The 26,966-nt window shown below is 72.1% G+C and carries 28 protein-coding genes and 2 pseudogenes; 27 read left to right on the top strand and 3 right to left on the bottom strand.

The features are described from left to right. The first annotated feature begins 97 nt into the window (after nucleotides 1-97). The 18 genes and pseudogenes from proS to ACZ50K_RS30145 all read left to right on the top strand — a co-directional run bounded on the left by proS (nucleotide 98) and on the right by ACZ50K_RS30145 (nucleotide 14,440). A complete protein-coding gene (gene proS, locus ACZ50K_RS30060) occupies nucleotides 98-1,510 on the top strand; it encodes a proline--tRNA ligase (RefSeq protein WP_468908648.1) in 1,413 nt (470 codons plus the stop codon). A gap of 182 nt (nucleotides 1,511-1,692) precedes the next feature. Beyond that, nucleotides 1,693-2,292, top strand: coding sequence for a hypothetical protein (locus ACZ50K_RS30065; RefSeq protein WP_468908651.1), 600 nt, complete (start codon nucleotides 1,693-1,695; stop codon nucleotides 2,290-2,292). Nucleotides 2,293-2,465: 173 nt separating this feature from the next. Then, complete coding sequence (rpsP, locus tag ACZ50K_RS30070) at nucleotides 2,466-2,903, top strand: 30S ribosomal protein S16 (RefSeq protein WP_468908653.1); 438 nt, start codon at nucleotides 2,466-2,468, stop codon at nucleotides 2,901-2,903. A gap of 2 nt (nucleotides 2,904-2,905) precedes the next feature. Next, complete coding sequence (locus ACZ50K_RS30075) at nucleotides 2,906-3,145, top strand: RNA-binding protein (RefSeq protein WP_007266827.1); 240 nt, start codon at nucleotides 2,906-2,908, stop codon at nucleotides 3,143-3,145. Nucleotides 3,146-3,256: 111 nt separating this feature from the next. Next, nucleotides 3,257-3,826 (top strand): ribosome maturation factor RimM, encoded by a 570-nt coding sequence (gene rimM, locus ACZ50K_RS30080; protein ID WP_468908656.1) that lies wholly within the window; start codon nucleotides 3,257-3,259, stop codon nucleotides 3,824-3,826. Further along, nucleotides 3,826-4,647 carry a tRNA (guanosine(37)-N1)-methyltransferase TrmD gene (gene trmD, locus ACZ50K_RS30085; protein WP_468908659.1) on the top strand — a complete coding sequence of 274 codons (822 nt, stop codon included), beginning with the start codon at nucleotides 3,826-3,828 and terminating at the stop codon, nucleotides 4,645-4,647. Before rimM ends, trmD begins: the two co-directional genes overlap by 1 nt. 132 nt (nucleotides 4,648-4,779) lie before the next feature. Continuing rightward, complete coding sequence (rplS, locus tag ACZ50K_RS30090; protein ID WP_468908662.1) at nucleotides 4,780-5,130, top strand: 50S ribosomal protein L19; 351 nt, start codon at nucleotides 4,780-4,782, stop codon at nucleotides 5,128-5,130. A gap of 42 nt (nucleotides 5,131-5,172) precedes the next feature. After that, on the top strand, nucleotides 5,173-5,907 hold the full coding sequence (gene lepB, locus ACZ50K_RS30095; protein WP_468908665.1) for a signal peptidase I: 735 nt from the start codon (nucleotides 5,173-5,175) through the stop codon (nucleotides 5,905-5,907). Next, nucleotides 5,900-6,904 (top strand): annotated as a pseudogene (lepB, locus tag ACZ50K_RS30100) (signal peptidase I); the annotation flags it as partial. The gene lepB (ACZ50K_RS30095) and the pseudogene lepB (ACZ50K_RS30100), both read left to right, overlap by 8 nt. Then, nucleotides 6,822-7,808, top strand: coding sequence for a signal peptidase I (lepB, locus tag ACZ50K_RS30105; RefSeq protein WP_468908667.1), 987 nt, complete (start codon nucleotides 6,822-6,824; stop codon nucleotides 7,806-7,808). The pseudogene lepB (ACZ50K_RS30100) and the gene lepB (ACZ50K_RS30105), both read left to right, overlap by 83 nt. 43 nt (nucleotides 7,809-7,851) lie before the next feature. Further along, on the top strand, nucleotides 7,852-8,631 hold the full coding sequence (lepB, locus tag ACZ50K_RS30110) for a signal peptidase I (RefSeq protein ID WP_468908670.1): 780 nt from the start codon (nucleotides 7,852-7,854) through the stop codon (nucleotides 8,629-8,631). Next, nucleotides 8,621-9,112, top strand: coding sequence for an NUDIX hydrolase (locus tag ACZ50K_RS30115; RefSeq protein WP_468908673.1), 492 nt, complete (start codon nucleotides 8,621-8,623; stop codon nucleotides 9,110-9,112). Before lepB (ACZ50K_RS30110) ends, ACZ50K_RS30115 begins: the two co-directional genes overlap by 11 nt. 55 nt (nucleotides 9,113-9,167) lie before the next feature. After that, a complete protein-coding gene (locus tag ACZ50K_RS30120) occupies nucleotides 9,168-9,476 on the top strand; it encodes a DUF2469 domain-containing protein (RefSeq protein WP_005311352.1) in 309 nt (102 codons plus the stop codon). Between the two features lie 142 nt (nucleotides 9,477-9,618). Continuing rightward, nucleotides 9,619-9,981 carry a YraN family protein gene (locus tag ACZ50K_RS30125; protein WP_468908675.1) on the top strand — a complete coding sequence of 121 codons (363 nt, stop codon included), beginning with the start codon at nucleotides 9,619-9,621 and terminating at the stop codon, nucleotides 9,979-9,981. Then, nucleotides 9,981-11,624: a YifB family Mg chelatase-like AAA ATPase gene (locus ACZ50K_RS30130; protein ID WP_468908678.1), complete on the top strand. Its 1,644-nt coding sequence runs from the start codon at nucleotides 9,981-9,983 to the stop codon at nucleotides 11,622-11,624. The genes ACZ50K_RS30125 and ACZ50K_RS30130 overlap by 1 nt, the downstream gene beginning before the upstream one ends. Further along, nucleotides 11,621-12,757, top strand: coding sequence for a DNA-processing protein DprA (dprA, locus tag ACZ50K_RS30135; protein WP_468908681.1), 1,137 nt, complete (start codon nucleotides 11,621-11,623; stop codon nucleotides 12,755-12,757). Before ACZ50K_RS30130 ends, dprA begins: the two co-directional genes overlap by 4 nt. A gap of 239 nt (nucleotides 12,758-12,996) precedes the next feature. Beyond that, a complete protein-coding gene (gene whiG / locus ACZ50K_RS30140) occupies nucleotides 12,997-13,833 on the top strand; it encodes an RNA polymerase sigma factor WhiG (RefSeq protein WP_468908684.1) in 837 nt (278 codons plus the stop codon). A gap of 52 nt (nucleotides 13,834-13,885) precedes the next feature. Then, a complete protein-coding gene (locus ACZ50K_RS30145; protein ID WP_468908866.1) occupies nucleotides 13,886-14,440 on the top strand; it encodes a TetR/AcrR family transcriptional regulator in 555 nt (184 codons plus the stop codon). 120 nt (nucleotides 14,441-14,560) lie between these two features. On the opposite strand, the pseudogene ACZ50K_RS30150 reads toward ACZ50K_RS30145, so the two are convergent. Beyond that, nucleotides 14,561-14,896, bottom strand: a pseudogene (locus tag ACZ50K_RS30150) (peptidoglycan DD-metalloendopeptidase family protein); the annotation flags it as partial. A gap of 252 nt (nucleotides 14,897-15,148) precedes the next feature. On the opposite strand from ACZ50K_RS30150, the gene rpsB reads away from it, so the two are divergent. The 9 genes from rpsB to ACZ50K_RS30195 all read left to right on the top strand — a co-directional run bounded on the left by rpsB (nucleotide 15,149) and on the right by ACZ50K_RS30195 (nucleotide 24,847). Then, complete coding sequence (rpsB, locus tag ACZ50K_RS30155; RefSeq protein WP_468908687.1) at nucleotides 15,149-16,036, top strand: 30S ribosomal protein S2; 888 nt, start codon at nucleotides 15,149-15,151, stop codon at nucleotides 16,034-16,036. Nucleotides 16,037-16,169: 133 nt separating this feature from the next. Continuing rightward, nucleotides 16,170-17,006, top strand: a complete 837-nt coding sequence (gene tsf / locus ACZ50K_RS30160) for a translation elongation factor Ts (protein WP_468908690.1) — start codon at nucleotides 16,170-16,172, stop codon at nucleotides 17,004-17,006. Between the two features lie 162 nt (nucleotides 17,007-17,168). Continuing rightward, the gene (gene pyrH, locus ACZ50K_RS30165; protein WP_468908692.1) at nucleotides 17,169-17,948 is read left to right on the top strand and encodes a UMP kinase; all 780 of its coding nucleotides are present in this window, start codon (nucleotides 17,169-17,171) and stop codon (nucleotides 17,946-17,948) included. Between the two features lie 70 nt (nucleotides 17,949-18,018). Further along, nucleotides 18,019-18,576 carry a ribosome recycling factor gene (frr, locus tag ACZ50K_RS30170; RefSeq protein ID WP_468908694.1) on the top strand — a complete coding sequence of 186 codons (558 nt, stop codon included), beginning with the start codon at nucleotides 18,019-18,021 and terminating at the stop codon, nucleotides 18,574-18,576. Beyond that, nucleotides 18,576-19,556 carry a phosphatidate cytidylyltransferase gene (locus ACZ50K_RS30175; protein ID WP_468908697.1) on the top strand — a complete coding sequence of 327 codons (981 nt, stop codon included), beginning with the start codon at nucleotides 18,576-18,578 and terminating at the stop codon, nucleotides 19,554-19,556. The genes frr and ACZ50K_RS30175 overlap by 1 nt, the downstream gene beginning before the upstream one ends. Nucleotides 19,557-19,627: 71 nt before the next feature. Then, nucleotides 19,628-20,740 (top strand): dual-specificity RNA methyltransferase RlmN, encoded by a 1,113-nt coding sequence (gene rlmN / locus ACZ50K_RS30180; RefSeq protein ID WP_468908700.1) that lies wholly within the window; start codon nucleotides 19,628-19,630, stop codon nucleotides 20,738-20,740. 263 nt (nucleotides 20,741-21,003) lie between these two features. Continuing rightward, the gene (locus tag ACZ50K_RS30185; RefSeq protein ID WP_468908703.1) at nucleotides 21,004-22,083 is read left to right on the top strand and encodes a thiamine ABC transporter substrate-binding protein; all 1,080 of its coding nucleotides are present in this window, start codon (nucleotides 21,004-21,006) and stop codon (nucleotides 22,081-22,083) included. 71 nt (nucleotides 22,084-22,154) lie between these two features. Further along, on the top strand, nucleotides 22,155-23,768 hold the full coding sequence (locus tag ACZ50K_RS30190) for an ABC transporter permease (RefSeq protein ID WP_468908869.1): 1,614 nt from the start codon (nucleotides 22,155-22,157) through the stop codon (nucleotides 23,766-23,768). 8 nt (nucleotides 23,769-23,776) lie between these two features. Continuing rightward, on the top strand, nucleotides 23,777-24,847 hold the full coding sequence (locus ACZ50K_RS30195) for an ABC transporter ATP-binding protein (RefSeq protein WP_468908871.1): 1,071 nt from the start codon (nucleotides 23,777-23,779) through the stop codon (nucleotides 24,845-24,847). Between the two features lie 7 nt (nucleotides 24,848-24,854). On the opposite strand, the gene ACZ50K_RS30200 is transcribed toward ACZ50K_RS30195, so the two are convergent. Both ACZ50K_RS30200 and ACZ50K_RS30205 read right to left on the bottom strand, forming a co-directional pair. Continuing rightward, nucleotides 24,855-25,766 (bottom strand): DMT family protein, encoded by a 912-nt coding sequence (locus ACZ50K_RS30200; RefSeq protein ID WP_468908705.1) that lies wholly within the window; start codon nucleotides 25,764-25,766, stop codon nucleotides 24,855-24,857. 89 nt (nucleotides 25,767-25,855) lie between these two features. Beyond that, nucleotides 25,856-26,947 carry an LOG family protein gene (locus tag ACZ50K_RS30205; RefSeq protein ID WP_468908708.1) on the bottom strand — a complete coding sequence of 364 codons (1,092 nt, stop codon included), beginning with the start codon at nucleotides 26,945-26,947 and terminating at the stop codon, nucleotides 25,856-25,858. Nucleotides 26,948-26,966 lie beyond the last annotated feature (19 nt).

Here is a 26,966-nt window from a genome sequence, read left to right on the forward strand (position 1 = left end):
CAGGGAACTCCCGATTCGCCCCCGCGTCCAGAGGAACGCACGCCCCGATTCCGCCCCGATTCACGCTCGGCACGCGCGGCGCCGTACCATTCGCGCCATGGCAAAGGCTCCCGTTCTCACCCCCCAGGCGGAGGATTTCCCCCGCTGGTACCAGGATCTGATCAACAAGGCCGAGCTGGCCGACAACGGCCCAGTGCGCGGCACGATGGTCATCCGACCGTACGGCTACGGGCTCTGGGAGCGGATGCAGCAGGAGATGGACGCGCGCATCAAGGACGCGGGCGCCCAGAACGCGTACTTCCCGCTGTTCATCCCGCAGTCGTACCTGACGAGGGAAGCCGAGCACGTCGAGGGCTTCGCCCCCGAGCTCGCGGTCGTCACGCACGGCGGCGGCAAGGAGCTGGACGAGCCGGTCGTGGTCCGGCCCACCTCCGAGACGATCATCAACGACTACTTCTCCAAGTGGGTCCAGAGCTACCGGGACCTGCCCCTGCTGATCAACCAGTGGGCGAACGTCGTCCGCTGGGAGATGCGCCCCCGGGTGTTCCTCCGTACGAGCGAGTTCCTGTGGCAGGAGGGCCACACGGCCCACGCCAGCTACGAGGACGCCCGCGACTACGCCGCGCGGATCCACACGGACGTCTACGGCGACTTCATGACCAACGTGCTGGGCATCGACGTGGTCCTGGGCCGCAAGACCGCCAAGGAGCGCTTCGCCGGCGCCATCAACACCCTCACCCTCGAAGGGATGATGGGCGACGGCAAGGCCCTCCAGCTGGGCACCAGCCATGAGCTGGGCACCAACTTCGCCAAGGCCTTCAACACCCAGTACCTCTCCAAGGAGGGGAAGCAGGAGCTGGTCTGGCAGACCTCCTGGGGCGTCTCCACCCGCATGGTCGGCGGCCTGATCATGTCGCACGGCGACGACAACGGCCTGCGGGTCCCGCCGCGGCTGGCGCACGTCCAGGTCGTGGTCATGGCGATCAAGGGCGACGAGGCCGTGGCCAAGGTCCGCGAGCTGGGCGACCGGCTGAAGGCGGCCGGCATCCGGGTGCAGGTGGACGACCGGGTGGACACGCCGTTCGGCCGCCGCGCGGTGGACTGGGAGCTCAAGGGCGTACCGGTGCGCATCGAGATCGGCCCCCGGGACCTGGAGGCCGGCACCGCGATGCTGGCCCGCCGGATCCCCGGCGGCAAGACCCCGGTGCAGATCGACGCGCTGGCCGAGCTGCTGCCCGGCGTGCTCGACGAGGACCAGGCGCAGCTGCTGCGCGAGTCCCGGGAGCGCCGTGAGTCCCGCACCTCGGACGTGGCCACCATCGGTGAGGCCGCCGAGGCGGCCGTGGCCGGCGGCTGGGCGCGGATCCCGTGGGCGGACCTCGGGCCGGAGGGCGAGGCCAAGCTGGCCGAGCAGTCCGTTTCGGTGCGCTGCCTGATCGCCGAGGACGGCTCTGTGCCGCAGGCGGACGACGCCCCGGGCACCCTGGCCATCGTGGCCCGCTCGTACTGACCGATCTCGTACTCAGGTGTGCCCCGGGCGTAGTCCGGGGCACACCCGTACGTACCGACTCCTCCTGAGTTCTGCGCACACGTCGTCCTCGGGACGCATGAGACTGAACTGACTGGTACGTGCAAAAAATTTGGAATGGCCCGGAATCGGAACACCGGGGCACCCCGGCTCGTTGTCACGACGTGAGCACGACACCACCTGTTCTCGCCGCAGAGCTGGCGCAGGCGTGGGCCGACATTCAGCGGTACCACCCCGAGCTGCCCGACCTTGCCGCGCCCGAGTCCCTGATCGGAGAGTCCTCGTCCGCCTGTGGCGCCGAGCTCTCCTTCGAGCGACTGCTGCACGAGGCAGTCCACGGCATCGCCGCCGCCCGCGGTGTCCGGGACACCTCGCGCGCCGGCCGCTACCACAACCGCCGGTTCCTGGCGATCGCCGAGGAGATGGGGCTGGACCACTCCGAGGAGCCACACGCCAGCAGCGGCTTCTCGCTGGTCTCCCTCAACCCCGAGGCCAAGAGGCGCTACCGGCCCACCATGGAGCGGCTCCAGCGGGCGCTCAAGGCTCACAAGGCGGCCGCCCAGGCGGACACCAAGCGGAGCTTCCGGGGCCCGGCCGCCCGGCACGGCTCCTCCGGCGGCGGGGTCCGGGTCAAGGCGGTCTGCGACTGCGGCCGCAACGTCCGGGTGGTCCCCTCGGTGCTCGCCCAGGCCCCCATCGTGTGCGGCGGCTGCGGCAAGCCGTTCCGCATCCCGGAAGCCGCCATCGTGGCCGCCGCCTCCTGATCTCTCCCCGTGGGGAAGGGCCACGGGCGTGTGGCACAATGGCTAGCTGTACTCGACAGTCGAACAGGACCCCTCTCTCCTACGGCTGACGCGTCCATCGGGCACCCGAGTACCGCAACCCCACGTGGCATCTCAAGTGCCCAACCACGTCAAGTTCAGGAGACACCACTCCAGTGGCAGTCAAGATCAAGCTCAAGCGCCTCGGCAAGATTCGCCAGCCGCACTACCGCATCGTCGTCGCGGACGCCCGTACCCGTCGGGACGGTCGCGCGATCGAAGAGATCGGTATCTACCACCCGACGTACAACCCCTCGCGCATCGAGGTCAACGCCGAGCGTGCGCAGTACTGGCTGTCCGTCGGCGCCCAGCCGACCGAGGCCGTGCTCGCCATCCTCAAGCTGACCGGTGACTGGCAGGCGCACAAGGGCCTCCCGGCCCCCGCGCCGCTGCTGCAGCCGGCGACGAAGGAAGACAAGCGTCGTTCCTTCGACGAGTTCGCCAAGGCTCTGGAAGGTGGCGACGCCAAGGGCGAGGCCATCACCCAGAAGGCGAAGAAGGCCGACAAGAAGGCGGACGAGGCCGAGGCCTCCGCCGAGTCGACCGAGGCCTGATCATGCTCGAGGAGGCTCTTGAGCACCTCGTGAAGGGCATTGTCGACAACCCCGACGACGTGCAGGTCGCCTCGCGCAACCTGCGCCGCGGGCAGGTGCTGGAGGTCCGGGTCCACCCCGACGACCTCGGCAAGGTGATCGGCCGCAACGGCCGCACCGCGCGCGCCCTGCGGACCGTGGTCGGCGCCATCGGCGGCCGGGGGATCCGCGTCGACCTCGTCGACGTGGACCAGGTCCGCTGAGACGCGGTTCGACAGAAGTGTGAACACCGGCACGGGCCGGGGAGGGCATTCGCTGCCCGCCCCGGCCCGTTGTCGTCTGGACAGGGTCTTGAAACAGGAGAGGCACAGACAGTGGAGCTGGTAGTCGCGCGGATCGGCCGCGCCCACGGCATCAAGGGCGAGGTCACCGTCGAGGTACGGACCGACGAGCCCGAACTGCGGCTCTCACCCGGTGCCGTCCTGCGCACCGAACCGGCCTCGGCCGGGCCGCTGACCGTCGAGACCGGCCGGGTGCACAGCAGCCGGCTGCTGCTCCGGTTCGCCGGGGTGAAGGACCGTACGGCCGCCGAGGCGCTCCGCAACACGCTGCTCATCGCGGACGTGGACCCGGCCGAGCTGCCCGAGGAGGAGGACGAGTACTACGACCACCAGCTGATGGACCTGGACGTGGTGCTCGGGGACGGCACCGAGATCGGCCGGATCACCGAGATCTCCCACCTGCCCTCCCAGGACCTCTTCATCGTCGAACGGCCGGACGGCTCCGAGGTGATGATCCCCTTCGTGGAGGAGATCGTCGCCGAGATCGACCTGGAGGAGCAGCGCTGCGTCATCACCCCGCCGCCCGGGCTGATCGACGACCGCGCCGAGATCGCCTCCGCCCGCGACGCCGAGGCCGGTGCCGGGGACGGGGAAGACGTCTGATGCGGCTCGACGTCGTCACGATCTTCCCCGAGTACCTGGAACCGCTGAACGTCTCGCTGGTCGGCAAGGCCGGCGCCCGCGGGGTCCTCGACATCCACGTCCACGACCTGCGGGACTGGACCCACGACCGGCACAACACCGTGGACGACACCCCCTACGGCGGCGGCCCCGGCATGGTCATGAAGACCGACCCCTGGGGCGACTGCCTGGACGACGCGCTGGCCGCCGGATACGAGGCCGGCGCGCACGGCCCCGTCCTGGTGGTGCCCACCCCCAGCGGCCGCCCCTTCACCCAGGAACTGGCCGTGGAGCTCGCCGCCCGCCCCTGGCTGGTCTTCACCCCGGCCCGCTACGAGGGCATCGACCGCCGGGTGATGGACGAGTACGCCACCCGGATGCCGGTCTACGAGGTCTCCATCGGGGACTACGTGCTGGCCGGCGGCGAGGCCGCCGTCCTGGTCATCACCGAGGCGGTGGCCCGGCTGCTGCCCGGGGTCCTCGGCAACGCCGAGTCGCACCGCGACGACTCCTTCGCCCCCGGCGAGATGGCCAACCTGCTGGAGGGCCCCGTCTACACCAAGCCCCCGGAGTGGCGCGGCCGCGGCATTCCCGAGGTGCTGCTCAGCGGCCACCACGGGAAGATCGCCCGCTGGCGCCGGGACCAGGCCTTCGAGCGCACCGCCCGCAACCGGCCCGACCTGATCGAGCGGACCGAGGCCGCCTCCTTCGACAAGAAGGACCGCGAGACCCTCAGCGTCCTGGGCTGGCGACCGTCCCCGGACGGCCGATTTTGGCTCAGGCCCGAGGCCGTGGAACAATAGGCGGCTGCTGTACGCCCGAGGGCGCCCCTGCCACAGGGGGACCGTCGCCCGCCGGATGGAACGGCAACCGATCTCTCTACGGAAACCCGCACCGCGACCTGTGGCGTCGTGCGAAGAAAGCAGAAGAAGAACATGGCTTCTCTCCTGGACGGCGTCAACGCCGCCTCCCTGCGTTCGGACCTCCCGGCCTTCCGCCCGGGTGACACCGTCAACGTGCACGTCCGCGTGATCGAGGGCAACCGCTCCCGTATCCAGCAGTTCAAGGGCGTCGTCATCCGTCGCCAGGGCTCGGGCGTCTCCGAGACCTTCACCGTCCGCAAGGTCTCCTTCAGCGTCGGCGTGGAGCGCACCTTCCCGGTGAACTCCCCGATCTTCGAGAAGATCGAGCTCGTCACCCGCGGTGACGTGCGTCGCGCGAAGCTGTACTACCTCCGTGAGCTCCGCGGCAAGGCCGCGAAGATCAAGGAGAAGCGCGACCGCTAGTCCCCCTCCGGGTCCCCGGGGAGGCCGGATAGGCTCCCCCCGATGGACACCGAAGCAGGACCCACGCAGCGCGGCCACTCCACCCCCGACCAGGGGGCGGAGCGGCCGCGTTTCGCGTTGTTGCGGTCCTGGCTGCCGCGGACGGGCCTGGGACGGGCCGCGCTGGCCGGGGTCGTGGGCGCGGTGGCGGCGCTGCTGTTCGGCAACTTCGTGCTCCAGCCGTTCCTGATCCCCAGCCGCTCCATGGAACCCACCCTGGAGGTCGGCGACCGGGTCCTGGTCAACAAGCTGGCGTACCGGTTCGGCGACCGCCCGGCCCGCGGCGACGTGGTGGTCTTCGACGGCACCGGATCCTTCGTACGGGAACCCGCCGCCGGCAACCCGGTGGGCGAGGCCCTCCGCGGCGCGGCGGCGGCCCTCGGGCTCGCCGAGCCGGCCGACACCGACTTCGTGAAGCGGGTGGTGGGCGTGGGCGGGGACGACGTGGTGTGCTGCGACGCCCGCGGCCGGCTCGCGGTCAACGGCCGGCCGCTCGACGAGCCCTACCTCTACCCCGGCGACCAGCCCTCCAAGGTGCCCTTCCGGATCGTCGTACCGCTGGGCACCCTCTGGGTGATGGGCGACCACCGGTCCCAGTCCCGGGACTCCCGCGACCACCTCGGCGAACCGGGCGGCGGGATGGTCCCCGAGGAGAAGGTCATCGGCCGGGCCGAATGGATCGGCTGGCCGCTCTCGCGCTGGGGGAGAACCGGTGGATCGAGCGGTACGCATGGGTAGCCGCGGGCGGGCGCGCGGCGAGCGCGACGAGGAGCTGGCCGTGCTCGGCGGCCGGGCCGAGCGGCGCCGGCTGGCCCGCAAGGTCCGGCGGCGGCGCCGCACCCGGCGGGTCGGCGAGCTCCCGCTGCTGGTCGCGGTCGCGCTGTGCATCGCCCTGCTGCTGAAGACCTTCCTGGTGCAGGCCTTCTTCATCCCCTCCGGCTCGATGGAGGACACCATCCGGATCGGCGACCGGGTGCTCGTCGACAAGTTCACCCCCTGGTTCGGCGCCAAGGCCGAACGCGGCGACGTGGTCGTCTTCAAGGACCCCGGCGGCTGGCTCCGCGAGGAGACCGCCCGCTCCCACACCGACCCCGTCGTGGTCAAGCAGGTCAAGCAGGCCCTCACCTTCATCGGGCTGCTGCCCTCCGCCGACGAGCAGGACCTGATCAAACGCGTGATCGGGACCGGCGGGGACACCGTCAAGTGTTGCGACGCCAAGGGCCGGGTCAGCGTCAACGGCTACGCCCTCACGGAACCCTATGTGCGGACCGGGAACAGCCCCTCCGAGATCCGGTTCCAGGTGACCGTCCCCGAGGGCCGGCTGTTCGTCATGGGCGACCACCGCGGGGACTCCGCGGACTCCCGCTACCACCTGGACGAGCCCTTCCAGGGCACCATCGACGAGTCCGGCGTGGTCGGCCGGGCCTTCGTGATCGCCTGGCCCACCGGCCACTGGAAACGGCTGGAACCGCCCGCCGTGTTCGCCTCCGTACCCGATCCCGCGCGCCGGGGGCGCAGACGCCCCAGGCCGTTCGCATAGTGTGTCCTCCGTCTCCCGACCCTTAGGGAACTCCCGCTCGTTAGGGGAGTGGAGGGCTCGTGTCTGATCCGGCGCGGGCGGGAATGCGAATTGAGGAGTGGATGTGGGGGACGTGGCAGTAGGCGCACGGTCCGGGCGCGAGGAACCGGAGGACCGGCCCGAGCGGCCCGGCCGGGCGGACAAGGCCGGCGAGGACTCCGCGTCCGCTTCCGCGACGCCGCCGGCGGGCCCCGGCGACGACGCCCCGGTCACCCCGGACCCGGAGGACGGCGAAGCCGCCCCGCGCCCGCGCTCCTTCTGGAAGGAGCTGCCCCTCCTCATCGGCATCGCCCTGCTGCTGGCCCTGCTGATCAAGACCTTCCTGGTGCAGGCCTTCTCGATCCCCTCCGACTCCATGCAGGACACCCTGCAGCGGGGCGACCGGGTGCTGGTCGACAAGCTGACCCCGTGGTTCGGCTCCGAGCCCGAGCGCGGCGAGGTCGTGGTCTTCCACGACCCGGCGGCCTGGCTGGCCGGGGAGCCCACCCCCGACCCCAACGTCCTCCAGAAGGTCCTCAGCTTCATCGGTCTGATGCCCTCGGCCGAGGAGAAGGACCTGATCAAGCGGACCATCGCGATCGGCGGGGACACCGTGGAGTGCCAGAAGGGCGGCCCGGTCAAGGTCAACGGCAAGGCCCTGGACGAGCCGTACATCTACCCCGGCAACACCCCGTGCGACGACAAGCCCTTCGGCCCGCTGAAGGTCCCGAAGGACCACATCTGGGTGATGGGCGACCACCGCCAGAACTCCTACGACTCCCGGTACCACCAGGACGACGAGACCAAGGGCTTCGTCCCCAACTCCGAGGTCGTCGGCCGTGCCGTGGTGGTGGCCTGGCCGGTCACCCGCTGGGCGACCCTCCCCATCCCGAAGACCTTCGAGCAGCCCGGCATCGGCGACCAGACCGCCGCGACCGCCCTGGGCCTGGCCCCGGCCGGTCTGGGCGTGGCCGGAGCGGTCCCGCTGGTGCTGTGGCGCCGCCGCAGGCTGACCGGTCCGGCCGGATCCGCCCCGGCGGGGGAGACCACCCCCGTGACCCGGGACACTACCGCCGGGTAGATTGCCGCCCATCGAGGAACTCCGGAGTGTGGGGGGCGCTGGGATGGGCGGATCGGCACGAACGAACGGTGGCCACGGCCGCCTCGGCAACCTGTTGTCGGGGCTGGCCGTGGCCATCGGTTTCACGCTGTTCCTGGGCGGATTCGTCTGGGGGGCGCTGGTCTACCGGCCGTACACCGTGCCCACCGACTCGATGATGCCCACCGTGATGCCCGGGGACCGGGTCCTCGCGCAGCGGATCGACGGCGACCGGGTGCACCGGGGCGACGTGGTGGTCTTCACCGACGTGCTGTGGAGCAACGCCCCGATGGTGAAGCGGGTGGTGGGCGTCGGCGGGGACACGGTCCGCTGCTGCACCCAGGGCGGCCGGCTCACGGTCAACGGCAAGGAGCTCGACGAGCCCTACATCGACACCGTCTCCTCCGACGGCACGGGCCGGAAGTCCGGGATAGCCTCCGAGCTCCCGTTCGAGGTGAAGGTCCCGGAGGGCAAGCTGTTCCTGCTCGGCGACCGGCGGGCCGCCTCGCTGGACTCCCGGGCCCACCTCCAGGAGGCCGGCCAGGGCACCGTGGACCGCTCCGCGGTCACCGCCCGGGTGGACGCCAGGGCCTGGCCCTCCGGACAGATGCTGGAACGCCCCCGGGCCTACGCGGGGCTGCCCGGCGGGGTGTCCTCACCCGGCCCGCTGCGGCTCCAGGTGGCCGCGGTGCTGGTCGGCGCCTTCCTGGTGGTCGCCGGAGCGGCGTACGGGCCCCTCGCCCGCAGGTTCGGCGCGGCCGGCCGGGCCGCGCGCGCGGCCCGGGAGCCCTCCCGTGTCGGCTGAGCGGCCCCGCAGGGTCTCCAGGGTGGTCCTGCTCGACCCGGCCGACCGGATCCTGCTGCTGCACGGCTTCGAACCGGCCGATCCGGCGGAGGACTGGTGGTTCACCCCCGGCGGCGGCCTGGAGGGCGCCGAGTCCCGGGCCGAGGCGGCCCTGCGGGAGCTGGCCGAGGAGACCGGGATCACACAGGTGGAACTGGGGCCGGTACTGTGGCGGCGGTACTGCTCCTTCCCGTTCGACGGGCGCCGCTGGGAGCAGGACGAGTGGTACTTCCTGGCCCGAACCGCCCAGACCGAGACCAGCCCGGCCGGTCTGACCGAGCTGGAGCGGCGCAGCGTCTCCGGTGCCAGGTGGTGGACCTCCGAGGAACTGCTGGCGGCACGTGAGACGGTGTACCCGACCAGACTCGCCGAGCTGCTCCGCAGACTGCTCGACGAAGGTCCTCCGGTTGCGCCGGTGGTCCTGGACCCTGAAATCGTTTAGGGGCGGGCGGCACTGGCGCACAATAGGGGGACGCACGGCTGAAGGGGAACATGCCATGAGCGCCGAGGACCTCGAAAAGTACGAGACCGAGATGGAGCTGAAGCTCTATCGCGAGTACCGCGACGTCGTCGGGCTGTTCAAGTACGTGATCGAAACCGAACGCCGTTTCTACCTCACCAACGACTACGAGATGCAGGTGCACTCGGTCCAGGGCGAGGTGTTCTTCGAGGTGTCGATGGCGGACGCCTGGGTCTGGGACATGTACCGGCCCGCCCGCTTCGTCAAGCAGGTCCGGGTGCTGACCTTCAAGGACGTGAACATCGAGGAGCTCAACAAGAGCGACCTCGAACTGCCCGGCAGCTGATCCGGCCGGCGCCTCCGCCCGCTCCCGGCGGCCGCCCCCTCACTCCTGGGGGTGAGCCGGTCGTCCACAACGGCCCGGCCGTCCACCAAGATCCACCGGGTGGGCGGGGGTGCGGGACCGTCGGTACCGGAGGTGGTGCCGAATGGACGCACGACGGGCACTGGGCAGGTACGGCGAGGGACTGGCCGCGCGGCGGCTGACCGAGGCCGGGATGACCGTGATCGCGCGGAACTGGCGGTCCGGGCCGGGCGGCGAGATCGACATCGTGGCGCGGGACGGTGACGCCCTGGTGGTCTGCGAGGTCAAGACCCGCCGGGCCGGGCCCTTCGAACACCCGGCGGCCGCGGTCCGGCCGGTGAAGGCCGAGCGGCTGCGCCGGCTCGCCGAACGCTGGCTGGCGGACCACGGCGGACCACCGCCGGGCGGGGTCCGGATCGACCTGGTCGGAGTGCTGCTGCCCCGGCGCGGGGCGCCCGTCGTGGAACACCTCAGGGGGGTGGCCTGATGGGGTTCGCGCGGACCTGCTCGGTGGCCCTCACCGGGGTCGACGGCGTGGTGGTCGAGGTCCAGGCGGACCTGGAGCCGGGTCTGGCGGCCTTCACCCTGGTCGGACTGCCCGACAAGACCCTGTTCGAGAGCCGGGACCGGGTCCGGGCCGCCGTGGTCAACTCGGGTGCCGAATGGCCCCAGAAGAAGCTCACCGTCGGCCTCAGCCCGGCCTCGGTGCCCAAGTCCGGAGCCGGCTTCGACCTGGCCGTCGCCCTCGCGGTGCTGGCCGCGGCCGAGCGCGTCGACCCGGCCCTGATCGCCGACCTGGTCCTCATCGGCGAGCTCGGCCTGGACGGCCGGGTCCGCCCGGTCCGGGGGATCCTCCCGGCGGTCCTGGCCGCCGTCGAGGGCGGCCACCACCGGGTGGTCGTCCCCCACCAGTGCGCGGGCGAGGCCGCCCTGGTCCCGGAGGCCGAGATCCTCCCGGTCCGCAGCCTCCGCCAGCTGATCGCCCTGCTCGCCGACCCGGCCTCCGCCGCCGCGGCCGAGGGGGAGGAGGATCCCGACACCCCGGCGGACCGCCGGGGCGGCCCGGACCCGATGCTCGCCGGGCTGCTGATCCCGGGAGCGGCCTCGGCGGCCGGGATCGGACCCCCGAACCGGGCCGAGGCACCGGACCTCGGCGAGGTGGCCGGGCAGTACGCCGCCCGCCGGGCGCTGGAGGTGGCGGCGGCCGGCGGCCACCACCTCTTCCTGTCCGGACCGCCCGGGGCGGGCAAGACGATGCTCGCCGAACGCCTCCCCGGACTGCTGCCCCCGCTCACCCGGCAGGAGGCCCTCGAAGTCACCGCGGTCCACTCGGTCGCCGGGATCCTGCCCCCGGGACAGCCCCTGGTGGACTCCCCGCCCTACTGCGCCCCGCACCACTCGGCCAGCATGCAGGCCCTGGTCGGCGGAGGACACGGCATCCCGCGCCCCGGAGCGGTCTCCCTCGCCCACCGGGGGGTGCTCTTCCTGGACGAGACCCCCGAGTTCAGCTCCCGCGCCCTCGACGCGCTCCGCCAGCCCCTGGAGTCCGGGCACGTGGTGGTGGCCCGGGCCGCCGGGGTGATGCGGCTGCCCGCCCGGTTCCTGATGGTGCTCGCCGCGAACCCCTGCCCGTGCGGCCGGCACAGCCGGCACGGCGCCGGATGCGACTGCCCGCCCTCGGCGGTGCGCCGGTACCAGGCGCGGCTGTCCGGGCCCCTGCTCGACCGGGTGGACCTGCGGGTGGAGGTGGAACCGGTCGGCCGGGCCGATCTGCTCGGGCGGGGCGGGCGCGGGGAGCCCAGCGCGGCCGTCGCCGCACGGGTGGCCGAGGCCCGGGCCCGGGCCGCCGCCCGGCTCGCCGGGACCCCCTGGACCCTCAACAGCGAGGTTCCCGGGCACGAGCTGCGCACCCGCTGGGAGCCCGCCCCGGGCGCGCTGCTCGAAGCCGAACGGGACCTGGAGCGGGGGCTGCTGACGGCCCGGGGCCTGGACCGGGTGCTCCGGGTGGCCTGGACGGCGGCCGATCTCGCCGGGCGCGACCGGCCGGGCGCCGCCGAGGTGGGGCTCGCCCTGGAGCTCCGCACCGGTATCGCCCGGGGCACCCCGCTCCTCCCGGCGGGCGCCCGGTGACCGGGGACCACCGGGCGGAGCTGCTGGCCCGCGCCGCCCTGACCCGGGTCCTGGAGCCGGGGGAGGAGCTCGGCGGGCGCTGGCTCGGGGAGCTGGGCCCGGTGGCACTGCTCCGGCTGCTGCGGGCCGGGCGGGCACCGCTGCCGGGAGTCCGGGCCGAGCGGCTGGACGGGTACCGGGCCCGGGCGGCCGCCGCCGAGCCCGAGCGGGACCTGGAGGCGATCGCCCGGGCCGGCGGCCGGTTCGTGGTCCCCGGCAGCCCGCACTGGCCCCGCCAGCTCGACGACCTGGGCCCCGCCCGCCCGGTGGGCCTCTGGCTGCGGGGCAGCGCCGACCTGCGGATATGGGCCCTGCGCTCGGTGGCCGTGGTCGGAGCCCGGGCCTGCACCCCGTACGGCGCGCACATGGCGCAGACCCTGTCCGCCGGGCTCGCCGAACGCGGCTGGGTGGTGGTCTCCGGCGCGGCGTACGGGATCGACGCCGCCGCCCACCGGGGGGCGCTGGCGGCCGGCGGCGCCACCGCCGCCGTGCTGGCCTGCGGGACCGACGTCGCCTATCCCAAGGGGCACTCCGGACTCCTCGGCCGGATCGCCGGGCAGGGACTGCTCATCGGGGAGCTCCCGCCGGGCAGCCACCCCACCCCCAGCCGGTTCGTGCTCCGCAACCGGGTGATCGCCGCCCTCACCCGGGGCACCGTTGTGGTGGAGGCGGCCCATCGCAGCGGGTCGCTGGTCACCGCCCGGCGGGCCCGGGACCTGGGCCGGTTCGTGATGGGGGTGCCCGGCCCGGCCACCAGCGGACTCTCCGCCGGGGTGCACGAACTGCTGCGCGGGGAGGGGGTCCTGGTCACCGACGCCGCCGAGGTGGTCGAACTGGCCGGTGGCATGGGGGAGCTGGCACCGGTCCGGCGCGGACCGGTGCTCCCCCGGGACCTGTTGCCGCCGGACACGGCGCGGGTCCTGGAGGCGCTGCCGGCCGGCCGGGTCGTCGAACCGGCCGCGCTGGCACCGGCCGCCGGCACCGGCACCGATGAAGTCATCGGCAGACTGTACGAACTTCACTCTCTGGGGTTCGTCGAACGGCATGGCGAGGGATGGCGGTTGACCCCGCGGCCGGATACCACGGGCAGGTGAACCCCGGCGGTCCGGCGAGGCGGTCATTGACCTGGGACGTTCCGGTGAAAGAGTGAAGCCGATGAGAGACGCCGTCTTCCCCGGGCCGGCCGCCGGGACCGTGCGCGAGGCGCCGGTCCCGGGCCGCCCGGGGCCCGCCGGGAGCCCTGGAGCCCCCGGCGGATCCCGTACTCTTCGCGGACCGCGACACTTCAGTCACGCTACGCTCGCAAGGAATCCGGCCCCGACAAAGGCGGAGCATGCCCCAGCACACCTCAGGGTCTGACCGCGCCGCTACACCCCCCGCTGCCCGGAGCGGCGAGCGGTCCACCGCGCCCTCGTCCCTGGACGCGCTGTGGCGCACGTACAAGGAAACGGGTGACGAACGGCTGCGGGAGCAGCTGATCCTGCACTACTCGCCCCTGGTGAAGTACGTGGCCGGCCGGGTCAGCGTGGGTCTGCCGCCCAATGTCGAACAGGCCGATTTCGTCTCCTCCGGAGTCTTCGGACTGATCGACGCCATCGAGAAGTTCGACATCGAGCGCTCCATCAAGTTCGAGACGTACGCGATCACCCGGATCCGCGGCGCGATGATCGACGAACTCCGCGCCCTGGACTGGATCCCGCGCTCGGTCCGGCAGAAGGCCCGCGCGGTGGAGCGGGCCTACGCCACCCTGGAGGCCCAGCTGAGACGCACTCCCAGCGAGGCGGAGGTGGCCGCCGAGATGGGCATCGGGGTGGAGGAACTCCACTCGGTCTTCAGCCGGTTGTCGCTGGCGAACGTGGTCGCGCTGGAGGAGCTGCTGCACGCCGGCGGCGAGGGCGGCGACCGGCTCTCGCTGATGGACACCCTGGAGGACACCGCCGCCGACAACCCGGTGGCCGTGGCGGAGGATCGGGAGCTGCGCAGACTCCTGGCCCGGGCCATCAACACCCTCCCCGACCGGGAGAAGACGGTGGTCACCCTCTACTACTACGAGGGGCTCACGCTGGCCGAAATCGGCCATGTGCTGGGGGTCACCGAGAGCCGGGTCAGCCAGATCCACACCAAGTCGGTGCTCCAGCTCCGGGCCAAGCTGGCGGATGTCGGGCGCTGAGCTTGCGCCCCCTCCGTACAGTGGTGACGTGCCCAGGATTCGAGCGGCCTCCGTGGCCGAGCACCGGACGATGCAGCGAGGCGCCCTGCTGGACGCCGCGCGCTCCCTGCTGTCGGAAGGCGGGACGGAAGCCCTGACCTTCCCCGCCCTCGCCGAGCGGACCGGCCTCGCCCGGTCCTCGGTGTACGAGTACTTCCGGTCCCGGGCGGCCGTGGTCGAGGAACTCTGTGCCGTGGACTTCCCGGTCTGGGCCGCCGAGATCGAGGCCGCCATGGAGGCGGCGGAGGGCTCCGAGGCCAAGATCGAGGCCTATGTGCGCCAGCAGCTCTCCCTGGTCGGGGACCGCCGGCACCGCGCCGTGGTGGCCATCTCGGCCAGCGAGCTGGACGCCGGGGCCCGGGACAAGATCCGCGCCGCGCACGGCGGGCTGGTCGCGATGATCGTGCAGGCCTTGGCAGCGCTCGGCCATGAGCAGCCCCGGCTGGCCGCGATGCTCCTGCAGGGCGTGGTGGACGCCGCCGTCCGCCGGATCGAGCTGGGCGCGGAGGACCCCGGATCGGTCACCGAGGCCGCCGTGGGCATGGCCCTGCGCGGGGTCCGCGGCTGAGTCCGCCCCCGGGTCGGCCAACGGCAGCAGCCGCGGTGAGCGGCGTGGGAGCAGGCCCAGCGGGTTCAGATACAGCTCGCCGGCCAGCAGTCCCCAGTGCAGACAGGACACCGGGCAGTGCCCGCCGGCCTCCAGCTCCGCCACCGGCTGCCCGGCCCGCACCACCTCCCCGGCCGCGACCAGCGGCCGCACCGGCTCGAAGGTGGTCCGCAGCCCGCCGGGCAGGGTGAGCGAGAGCACCCCGCGGCCCGCCACCCGCCCGGCGTAGTGCACCCGCCCCGGGCCCACCGCCCGCACCCGGGCCCCCACCGGGGCCGCCAGGTCCACCCCCCGGTGCCCCGCCGCATACGGCGTCGGCGGGGGGTCCCACCAGCGGACCACCTCCAGCGGAGCGGGCAGCGGACGGACGGCCCCGGGGACCAGGGCCAGGAACAGGACGAGCAGCAGCGCGGTCATGCCCCGAGCGTCCCGCCCGGCGGGGACCCGGGGCCCCGCCCTGTGGACGGCCGGGGCCCTGTGGAAAAGGGCGTCACCCGGCACGGTTCCGGGTCCCGTACACTTCTTGTGGCGATCCGGGTCACCGGGTCGACTTCGCACGCCCCAGCACCGGCCCGGAAACGGCCTGGTGACAGCGTCTCTCGGTCCCTGTTCGGGGGGAGGGCGCGGCGGGGCGTCAGGATGCAACCGAGAATTCAAGGAGATACGGCCATGGCCGTCGTCACGATGCGGGAGCTGCTGGAAAGCGGCGTCCACTTCGGTCACCAGACCCGTCGCTGGAACCCGAAGATGAAGCGCTTCATCTTCACCGAGCGCAACGGCATCTACATCATCGACCTGCTCCAGTCGCTGTCGTACATCGACCGCGCCTACGAGTTCGTCAAGGAGACCGTCGCCCACGGCGGTTCCATCATGTTCGTCGGTACCAAGAAGCAGGCGCAGGAAGCGATCGCCGAGCAGGCGACCCGCGTCGGCATGCCCTACGTGAACCAGCGCTGGCTGGGCGGCATGCTCACCAACTTCTCCACCGTCTACAAGCGCCTCCAGCGTCTGAAGGAGCTTGAGGCGATCGACTTCGAGGACGTGGCCGCGTCGGGCCTCACCAAGAAGGAGCTCCTGGTCCTCTCCCGCGAGAAGATCAAGCTGGAGAAGACCCTCGGTGGTATCCGCGAGATGTCGAAGGTCCCCAGCGCCGTCTGGATCGTCGACACCAAGAAGGAGCACATCGCCGTCGGTGAGGCGCGCAAGCTCCACATCCCGGTCGTCGCGATCCTCGACACCAACTGCGACCCCGACGAGGTCGACTACAAGATCCCGGGCAACGACGACGCGATCCGCTCCGTCACCCTGCTCACCCGCGTGATCGCCGACGCGGTCGCCGAGGGCCTCATCGCCCGTTCCGGCGCTGCGACCGGTGACTCGAAGCCGGGCGAGAAGGCCGCCGCCGAGCCGCTCGCCGAGTGGGAGCGCGACCTGCTCGAGGGTGAGAAGAAGGCCGACGACGCCGAGGCCGCTCCGGCCGAGGCCGCCGCCGAGGCGCCCGCCGCCGAGGCCGCTCCGGCCGTCGAGGCCCCGGCCGCCGACGCCGAGCAGGCCTGACCCACTGAGAGCGCCCTGAGTTCACTCCCAGGGCACTCGCAGCACGGACGATGACGACGGGGGACGGTGCCACGAGCACCGCCCCCCGCCGTTCACCCGTAGATCTACGACTTCGAGAGAGAATCCCAGACTCATGGCGAACTACACCGCCGCTGACGTCAAGAAGCTCCGCGAGCTCACCGGCGTCGGCATGATGGACTGCAAGAAGGCCCTGGAAGAGGCCGACGGCGACGTCGACAAGGCCCAGGAAGCACTGCGCATCAAGGGTCAGAAGGGCGTCGCCAAGCGCGAGGGCCGTTCTGCCGAGAACGGTGCCGTCGTCTCCCTGATCGCCGCTGACAACTCGACCGGTGTGCTGGTCGAGCTGAAGTGCGAGACGGACTTCGTCGCCAAGGGCACGAAGTTCCAGGACGTCGCCAACGCGCTGGCCGAGCACGTCGCGAAGACCTCCCCGGCCGACCTGGAGGCGCTGCTCGCCTCCGAGATCGAGGCCGGCAAGACCGTCCAGGCGTACGTCGACGAGGCCAACGCCCTCCTCGGCGAGAAGATCGTCCTGGACCGCTTCGCGCAGTACGCCGACGGCTACGTCTCCGCGTACATGCACCGCACCATGCCGGACCTGCCCCCGCAGATCGGTGTCCTCGTCGAGTTCGACAAGGAGCAGGCCGAGCTCGCGAAGGGCATCGCCCAGCACATCGCCGCGTTCGCGCCGAAGTACCTGACCAAGGAAGACGTCCCGGCCGAGGTCGTGGAGTCCGAGCGTCGCGTGGCCGAAGAGGTCACCCGCGCCGAGGGCAAGCCCGAGGCCGCGCTCCCCAAGATCGTCGAGGGTCGCGTCAACGCGTTCTTCAAGGACGCCACCCTGCTGGGCCAGCCCTACGCGCTGGACCAGAAGAAGTCCGTCCAGCAGATCCTGGACGAGGCCGGCGTCACCCTGAAGCGCTTCACCCGCATCAAGGTCGGCATCTGAGTCCGTCCGTACGCGACGGACACCGGGCCCCGGTAGGGTCTGAGGCAGTCGCCCGCGTTCGCGCGGGACGACCGCAGATCTGACGAGGAGGCCATTGCCGTAGAGGGAACCGCGAGGACCCGTCGGCAATGGCCTCCTTCGTATGTGCACGAGGAGATCTCCATGAATCAGGGCGTGGACCCCCACACCGCTTCCGACGACACGAGCGACCACGAGAAGAAGGGCCGCCGCTTCATGCTGAAGCTGTCGGGCGAAGCCTTCTCCGGCGGCGGGGGACTCGGTGTCGACCCCGACGTCGTCCACGCCATCGCGAGAGAGATCGCCGCGGTGGTCCGCGACGGCGCGGAAATCGCGATCGTCATCGGCGGCGGCAACTTCTTCCGCGGCGCGGAGCTGCAGCAGCGCGGCATGGACCGGGCCCGCTCGGACTACATGGGCATGCTCGGCACCGTCATGAACTGCCTCGCCCTCCAGGACTTCCTGGAGAAGGAAGGCATCGACTCCCGCGTCCAGACCGCCATCACCATGGGTCAGGTCGCGGAACCGTACATCCCGCTGCGGGCCGTACGACACCTGGAGAAGGGCCGCGTCGTCATCTTCGGCGCGGGCATGGGCATGCCCTACTTCTCCACCGACACCACCGCCGCCCAGCGTGCCCTGGAGATCGACGCCGAGGCCCTGCTGATGGGCAAGAACGGCGTGGACGGGGTCTACGACTCCGACCCGAAGAGGAACCCGGGCGCGGTGAAGTTCGACGCGCTCGAATACGGCGAGGTGCTCTCCCGCGACCTCAAGGTCGCCGACGCCACCGCCATCACGCTGTGCCGTGACAACAAGCTTCCGATCCTCGTCTTCGAGCTGCTGACCGAGGGCAATATCGCCCGCGCGGTCAAGGGTGAGAAGATCGGCACGCTCGTGAGCGACCAGGGGACCCGGGACTGAGCGCCCTGCCGGCTCGCGCCGGTCCGCCCGCCCGCCCGCACCATCCGAATCTGACATGCAGGAGCACGTGGTGATCGAAGAAATCCTCCTCGAAGCCGAGGAGAAGATGGAGAAGGCCGTCGTGGTCGCCAAGGAGGACTTCGCCGCGATCCGCACCGGCCGTGCGCACCCGGCGATGTTCAACAAGATCGTGGCCGACTACTACGGCGCCATCACGCCCATCAACCAGCTCGCGTCCTTCTCGGTGCCCGAGCCGCGGATGGCCGTGGTGACCCCGTTCGACAAGAGCGCCCTGCGCAACATCGAGCAGGCCATCCGGGACTCCGACCTGGGCGTCAACCCCAGCAACGACGGCAATATCATCCGGGTGACCTTCCCCGAGCTGACGCAGGACCGCCGCAAGGAGTACATCAAGGTCGCGCGCACCAAGGCCGAGGACTCCAAGATCTCCATCCGCGCCATCCGCCGCAAGGCGAAGGACGCCCTCGACAAGCTCGTCAAGGACAAGGAGTCCGGCGAGGACGAGGTGCGCCGCGCGGAGAAGGAGCTCGACGACGCCACCGCGAAGTACGTCGCCCAGGTGGACGAGCTGCTCAAGCACAAGGAAGCCGAGCTCCTCGAGGTCTGATGAACGACTCTCCCTGGGAGGCGGAGCCCGTTCCGGCTGGTCCCGCATATGATCGGGGGGCCGTCCTTCCGGACGGCCCCCCGTTCCGCGCCGACATGCCGCCGCAGGAGCCCATGCCCACGCCACCCCCGCAGGCCCCGCAGGACGCCTCGCCGCCGCCCAAGAAGCGCGCCGGGCGTGACCTGCGCGCCGCCATAGGGGTCGGTGTCGGCCTCGGTGCGGTCATCTTCGCCTCGTTGCTGATCGTCAAGGCGGTGTTCGTCGGCGTGGTCGCCGTCGCCGTCGTCGTCGGCCTGTGGGAGCTCACCTCCCGGCTGCAGGAACGCAAGGGCATCAAGGCACCGCTGGTACCGCTCGCGGTCGGCGGCGCCGCCATGGTCATCGCCGGATACGTCCGGGGCGCCGAGGGCGCCTGGGTCGCGATGGCGCTGACCGCGCTGGCGGTGCTGGTCTGGCGGATGACCGAGCCGCCGGAGGACTACCTCAAGGACGTCACGGCCGGAGTCTTCGCGGCCTTCTACGTGCCGTTCCTGGCCACCTTCGTGACCATGCTGCTGGCCGCCGACGACGGCCCGCAGCGGGTGATCACCTTCCTGGTGCTCACCGTGGTCAGCGACACCGGCGCCTACGCGGTCGGCTGGCGCTTCGGCCGGAACAAGCTCGCCCCGCGCATCAGCCCCGGAAAGACCCGCGAGGGCCTCTTCGGAGCGATCGGCTTCGCCATGGTCGCCGGAGCCCTGTGCATGGAGTTCCTGATCGACGGCGGCAGCTGGTGGCAGGGCCTGGTCCTGGGACTGGTGGTCGCGGTCACCGCCACCCTCGGCGACCTCGGCGAATCCATGATCAAGCGGGATCTCGGCATCAAGGACATGGGCACCCTGCTGCCCGGCCACGGCGGCATCATGGACCGGCTGGACTCGCTCCTGCCCACCGCCCCGGTGGTCTGGCTGCTGCTCGCGGCCTTCGTCGGAACGGGCTGACCCGCCGGCCGGTACTCTGGAAAGGCGCGCTGCCGGTGCAGCGCGCCTTTCGTCTTAGAGGAGTACCTGCCATGGCCCGCCCCGTTCCCGGTGAGCTCACCTTCGTCGCGCCCCGCGGGGCGAAGAAGCCGCCCCGGCACCTGGCCGACCTGACCCCCGAGGAGCGCCGCGAGGCGGTGGCCGCGATCGGGGAGAAGCCCTTCCGGGCCAAGCAGCTCTCCCAGCACTACTTCGCCCGGTACGCGCACGACCCGGCCGAGTGGACCGACATCCCGGCCGCCTCCCGCGAGAAGCTCCGCGAGGAGCTGCTGCCCGAGCTGATGACGGTGATCCGGCACATCTCCTGCGATGCCGACACCACCCGCAAGACCCTGTGGAAGCTGCACGACGGCACCCTGGTGGAGTCCGTCCTGATGCGCTACCCCGACCGGGTCACCATGTGCATCTCCTCGCAGGCCGGCTGCGGCATGAACTGCCCGTTCTGCGCCACCGGCCAGGCCGGCCTGGACCGGAACCTGTCCACCGCCGAGATCGTGCACCAGATCGTGGACGGGATGCGCGCCCTGCGCGACGGCGAGGTCCCCGGCGGCCCGGCCCGGCTCTCCAACATCGTCTTCATGGGCATGGGGGAGCCGCTCGCCAACTACAAGCGGGTGGTCGGCGCCATCCGGCGGCTCACCGACCCGGAGCCCGACGGCCTCGGGCTGTCCCAGCGCGGCATCACCGTCTCCACCGTCGGCCTGGTCCCGGCCATGCTCCGATTCGCCGACGAGGGCTTCAAGTGCCGGCTCGCGGTCTCCCTGCACGCCCCGGACGACGAGCTGCGCGACACCCTGGTCCCGGTGAACACCCGCTGGAAGGTCCGCGAGGTCCTCGACGCGGCCTGGGAGTACGCGGAGAAGTCCGGCCGCCGGATCTCCATCGAGTACGCCCTGATCCGCGACATCAACGACCAGGCCTGGCGCGGGGACCTGCTGGGCCGGCTGCTCAAGGGCAAGCGCGTACACGTCAACCTGATCCCGCTGAACCCGACCCCGGGCTCCAAGTGGACCGCCTCCCGTCCGGAGGACGAGCGGGCCTTCGTCCAGGCCATCGCCCACCACGGGGTGCCGGTGACCGTCCGGGACACCCGCGGCCAGGAGATCGACGGCGCCTGCGGCCAGCTCGCAGCCTCGGAACGCTAGGTTCCGGACAGATCCGCGCACAGGTTCGGCCACGGGGTACCCTGTGGCCGAACCAATTGCATATTCCGACAGGGGAGCGCCACAGCGCTGAGAGTGCGGCACCCGTCAGGCCGCAGACCCTCTGAACCTCGCCCGGGTCATTCCGGGTAGGAAGTTCGGTCACCACCTCAAGCTGTTGCGCCCTGCGCCGGGCTGCCCGCTCCCTTCTGAGCGCCCGGGGCGGGGCCGCGTCTTCTCCTGGTCACTCCAGGAGGAAATGTTCCATGAGCACCACCAAGAAGATCACGGGCACCGTGCTCGCGGCCGCGCTCGGCGTCGGCACGCTCGCCGGCTGCGGTGGCGGCGACGCCAAGGACGAGTCCAAGGACAAGACCGTCACCCTGGTCAGCCACGACTCCTTCAACGCCTCCGAGGCGATCCTGAAGGAGTTCCAGAAGCAGACCGGCTACACGGTGAAGGTGGTCAAGAGCGGAGACGCCGGCACCGCCCTCAACCAGGAGATCCTCACCAAGGGCAAGCCCCGCGGCGACGTCTTCTTCGGGGTGGACAACACCCTGCTCTCCCGCGCCCTCGACGCGAAGGTCTTCGTGCCCTACGAGGCCAAGGGCCTGGCCTCGGTCGGTGCCGAGTACCAGCTCGACAAGGAGCACCGGGTCACCCCGATCGACAGCGGCGACATCTGCGTCAACTACGACAAGAAGTACTTCGCGGACAAGAAGCTCGCCCCGCCGCAGACCCTGGACGACCTGGTCAAGCCCGAGTACAAGAACCTCCTCGTCACCGAGAACACCGCGACCTCCTCGCCGGGCCTCGGCTTCCTCCTCGCCACCGTCGGCAAGTACGGCGAGAAGGGCTGGGAGGAGTACTGGACCAAGCTCAAGGCCAACGGCGTCGAGGTGGTCGACAGCTGGGAGACGGCCTACAACGAGCGGTTCTCCGGCTCCGCCGGCGGCAAGAAGGCCAAGGGCGACCGCCCGCTGGTGGTCTCCTACGCCTCCAGCCCGCCGGTCGAGGTGCTGTACGCCGAGCCGCAGCCGGCCGAGGCCCCGACGGGCGTCTCCACCGGCACCTGCTTCCGCCAGACCGAGTTCGCCGGCCTCCTGGACGGGGCGAAGAACGAGGCCGGCGGCAAGGCCCTGATCGACTTCCTGATCGGCACCGGCTTCCAGGAGGACATGCCGCTCAACATGTTCGTGAACCCGGTGGTCAAGGACGCCAAGCTGCCCGAGATCTTCACCAAGCACGGTGTGGTCGTCGAGAAGCCCGAGACGGTGGCCCCCGAGACCATCGCCGCGAACCGCGACCAGTGGATCAAGTCGTGGACCTCGCTCGTCGTGAAGTAGACCGCGGACACCCGGTGAAGCGGCGCGGCGGGCCCGGGGGGCCGGGCGGACGGCTGGTCCGGCCGGCCCTGATGGCCCTGCCCCTCGCGTTCTTCGCCCTGTTCTTCGCCTGGCCCGTCGCCGCCATCCTGGGGCGCGGGCTGAGGACCGGCTCCGGCTGGGAGTTCGGCCGGATCGGGGAGGTCCTGACCCGGCCGGACATCGCCGGGGTGCTCTGGTTCACCACCTGGCAGGCCCTCGCCTCCACCGCCCTCACCCTGCTCCTCGCGCTGCCCGGGGCGTATGTCTTCGCCCGCTTCGAGTTCCCCGGCAAGCAGCTGCTGCGCGCCGTGGTGACCGTCCCGTTCGTGCTGCCGACCGTGGTCGTCGGCACCGCCTTCCTGGCCCTGGTCGGGCGGAACGGGCTGGCCGACGAGCTGTGGGGGGTCCGGCTGGACACCACCGTCTGGGCGATCCTGCTGGCCCACGTGTTCTTCAACTACGCCGTGATCGTGCGGACCGTCGGAGGACTGTGGGCCCAGCTGGACCCCCGGCAGGAGGAGGCCGCCCGGGTCCTGGGCGCCGGCCGGTTCGCCGCCTGGCGGCGGGTGACCCTGCCCGCGCTGGCCCCGGCGGTGGCCGCCGCCGCGCTGATGGTGTTCCTGTTCACCTTCAGCTCCTTCGGCGTGGTCCAGATCCTCGGCGGCCCCGCCTACTCCACCTTGGAGGTGGAGGTCTACCGGCAGACCGCCCAGCTGCTCGACCTGCCGACGGCCGCCGTCCTCACCATGATCCAGTTCGTGGCCATGGGCGGGATCCTCGGCCTGCACGCCTGGACGGTGCGCCGCCGGGAGACCGCCCTGCGGCTGGTCGACCCGGCCGGCACCGCGCACCGGCCACACGGCCCCGGGCAGTGGGCCCTGCTCGGCGGGGTGCTGCTGACCATCGGGCTGCTGATCGTGCTCCCGCTGGGCGTCCTGGTGGAACGGTCCTTCGACCTGCCCGGCGGCTACGGCCTCGGCTACTACCGGGCCCTCCAGGACGCCGGGGCCACCGGCACCTTCCTGGTCCCGCCGCTGGAGGCGATCTGGAACTCCTTCCAGTACGCGCTGGCCGCCACCGCCATCGCCCTGGCCGTCGGCGGGCTGGCCGCCGCCGCCCTCACCCGGCGGGGCGGCCGGCTGGTCCGCGGGTTCGACGCGCTGCTGATGCTGCCGCTGGGCGTGTCCGCGGTGACGGTGGGCTTCGGCTTCCTGATCACCCTGGACGAGCCGCCGCTGGACCTGCGGGACTCCTGGATCCTGGTGCCGCTGGCCCAGGCCCTGGTCGGGGTGCCCTTCGTGGTGCGGACCATGCTGCCGGTGCTGCGCGCCGTCGACGGCCGGCTGCGGGAGGCCGCCGCCGTGCTCGGCGCCTCCCCGTGGCGGGCCTGGCGGGAGGTGGACCTGCCGATGGTGCGGCGGGCCCTGCTGATCGCGGCCGGGTTCGCCTTCGCCGTCTCGCTGGGCGAGTTCGGGGCCACCGTGTTCATCGCCCGGCCCGACCATCCGACCCTGCCGGTGGCCGTGGCCCGGCTGCTGGGCCGGGCGGGTGAGCTGAACTACGGGCAGGCGATGGCGCTGAGCACCATCCTGATGCTGGTGTGCGCGGTGGCCCTGGTCGCGCTGGAGCGGCTGCGGCCCGACAAGACCTCCGGAGAATTCTGATGCCCGCAATGCTGGAACTCGACTCCGTCACGGTCCGCTTCGGCGAGCGTCCCGTGGTCGACGCGGTGCGGCTCGACGTGGCCGAGCACGAGATCGTCTGTGTGCTCGGCCCGAGCGGCAGCGGCAAGTCCACCCTGCTCCGGGTGGTCGCCGGCCTCCAGCCGGTCGACTCCGGGCGGGTCAGGCTGGCCGGCGCGGACCAGGCCGGGGTGCCGGTGCACCGGCGCGGGGTGGGCCTGATGTTCCAGGACCACCAGCTGTTCCCGCACCGGGACGTCGGAGCCAACGTGGCCTTCGGCCTGCGGATGCAGGGCGTCGGCAAGGCGGAGACCCGGGCCCGGGTGGCCGAGCTGCTCACCCTGGTGGGCCTGCCGGGCGCCGGGCACCGGGCGGTGGCCTCGCTGTCCGGCGGCGAACAGCAGCGGGTGGCGCTGGCCCGGGCCCTGGCCCCGTCGCCCCGGCTGCTGATGCTGGACGAGCCGCTGGGCCAGCTGGACCGCGGACTGCGGGAGCGGCTGGTGGTGGAGCTGCGGACGCTGTTCTCCCGGCTGGGCACCACGGTGCTGGCCGTCACCCACGACCAGAGCGAGGCCTTCGCGCTGGCCGACCGGGTGGTGGTGATGCAGGACGGCCGGATCGCCCAGGCCGGCAGCCCGCTGGAGGTGTGGCAGCGTCCCGCCTCCGAGTTCGTGGCCCGCTTCCTCGGCTTCGAGAACGTGGTCCCGGCCACCGTGTCGGGGGGCACCGCCGACACCCCCTGGGGGCGCGTCCCGGTCCCCGCCGGATCCGCCGCCGGACCGGGCCGGCTGCTGGTGCGCCCGGCCGGGGTGCGGCTGGCCGGGCCGGAGACCGAGGGGCTGCGCTGCACGGTGGAGTCCCGGACCTTCCGCGGCACCCATGTGGCGGTGACCGTGCGCCCGGCCGAGGGACCGCCGCTGGAGGCCGAGTGCGAGCTGGCGGAGGCCCCGGAGGTCGGCAAGGCCGTCTCGGTGACCTTCGACGCGGGCGATGTGGTGCTGCTCCCCGGCGGGCCGGACGGGCCCGGCGGGCCGGGGGAGCCGGGGGAGCCGGGGGAGTAGCTCCCGGCTACCGCACCGCGGCCGGTTCGGGGGCGGGCGCGGCGGTCGCCGCCGGTTCGGTCTCGTGCCGGCCGAACCAGGCCACCGCCACCGCCCCCGCCACCGCCAGGACGAAGCCGAGCACGGCCAGCCAGGCGTATCCGGGCCGGGAGGCGTCGCCCAGCCAGAGCACCCCGATGGCCCCCGGCAGCACGGTCTCGCCGACCACCAGCGCGGCCGTGGCCCCGTTCACCGAACCGATCTGCAGGGCCACCGTGTGCAGGTACATGCCGCCGGAGCCGGCGATCAGGATCGCGTAGAGCGCCGGGTCGGCGAGCAGGGTGCCGAGGTCGAAGGGGTCCACCCCGTCCAGGATCCGCACTCCGACGCCGAGGGCGCCGAAGCCCAGTCCGGACAGCAGGCCGGCCAGGATCGCGGCCCGGGAGCCGAGGAACCGCACGGCCACCGTGCCGCCCACGATGATCAGCACCGTCACGGCCAGCAGCCACCAGTGGGTGGCCGCCGGGGCGTGGCCGTCCCCCTCGTGGCCCGCCGCGGTCGCCAGCAGCACCAGCGCGGAGCAGACCACCGCGATGGAGGTCCACTCCCGGCGGGTGAGCCGGATCCCCAGCATCCTCACGCTGAGCACCGCGGTGACCACCAGATTGGCGCTGATGACCGTCTGGGAGAGGAACAGCGGCAGCAGCCGGGCGGCGAGTGCGCCCAGCCCGAAGCCGATGAAGTCCAGCACCGTGCCGAGGATGAACTCCCAGGTCATGGCCGCCTTGGCGGTGGAGGACAGATTGGGGCCGCCGTGCGCGGTGACCCCGTCGGCGGTCGGGTTCTCGCGGGCGGCCCGGCGGGAGCCCACCGCTTGGAGCACGGATCCCGTGCCGTAGCAGAGGGACGCCGCCACGGCGGTCAGCAGGCCTATGAGCACCGGTGGGCTCCGTTCACGTCACATGTCGGGCAGGTTCTGCGGTACTCCTGCCAGACGTGGGATCGGGCTCCGGAGTTGCCCCGGGTGACTCAGTTCATTCCGGCGAGGGCCTCGGGGACCTCGTCCACCGAGTCCACCAGGGCGATCCGGGACTCCATCGGCCGGCCCGCGGCCAGGGCCCGCAGCAGCGGCCAGGCGGGCAGCCGCTCGGTCCAGTGCGCCCGGTCCACCAGCACCATCGGGGTGGGCTCGCCGCGGGACCCGTAGTAGTTGGGGGTGGCGGCGTCGAAGACCTCCTGGACGGTGCCGGCGGCGCCCGGCAGGAAGACCACCCCGGCGGTGGAGCGGGCCAGCAGTCCGTCCTCGCGGGTGGCGTTGGCGAAGTACTTGGCGATGTGCCCGGCGAAGGCGTTCGGCGGCTCGTGCCCGTAGAACCAGGTGGGGATGCCCACCGAGTCGCCGCCGGCCGGCCAGCGCTCCCGGACGGCGAAGGCGGCCCGGGCCCAGTCGGACACGGACGGCGTGAAGGAGGGGGCCTTGGCGAGGAGCTCCAGGGCCTCGGTGAGGGCCTCGTCGGGGGCGGGGGCGAGATAGGCGCCGAGGTTGGCGGCCTCCATGGCCCCGGGTCCGCCGCCGGTGGCCACCGTCAGCCCGCCGCGGGCCAGGGTACGGCCGAGCCGGGCGGCCCCCGCGTAGGCGTCGCCGCCGCGGGCCAGGGCGTGGCCGCCCATCACCCCGACCACCCGGGCGCCGACGAGGTGCTCGTCCAGGGCGTCGGACATGGAGTCGTCGTGCACGGAGCGCAGCATGGAGGAGAAGACGTCCCCGTCGTCCTTGGTCTCCTGGAACCAGGAGTAGGCGAGGGCGTCGGGGGTGGCCTCGTAGCCGTGGGGGAGCGAGGCGAAGAGTTCCTCGGGGGTGTAGAGCAGCCCCCGGTACGGGTCGAACGGCAGGTCTGGGACCGGCGGGAAGACCAGGGCCCCGTCCGCGCGGACCTTCACGGCCGCGTCGGGCTCCATCGGGCAGCCCAGGAACACGGCCGCCGAGGTGTCGGCGGACAGCAGGGCGAAGGTGCGTTCCAGCAGGTTGACGGACTGGATCCGGTACCCGCTCAGGGATCCGCGGGCGACCACCTGGTCGAATTCGGTGAGGGTCTCGATCTCGATGTCTGCGTTGGCCACCCGGCCCACCCTATGACGG

The sequence above is a fragment of the Streptomyces sp. NPDC033845 genome (assembly GCF_055576225.1).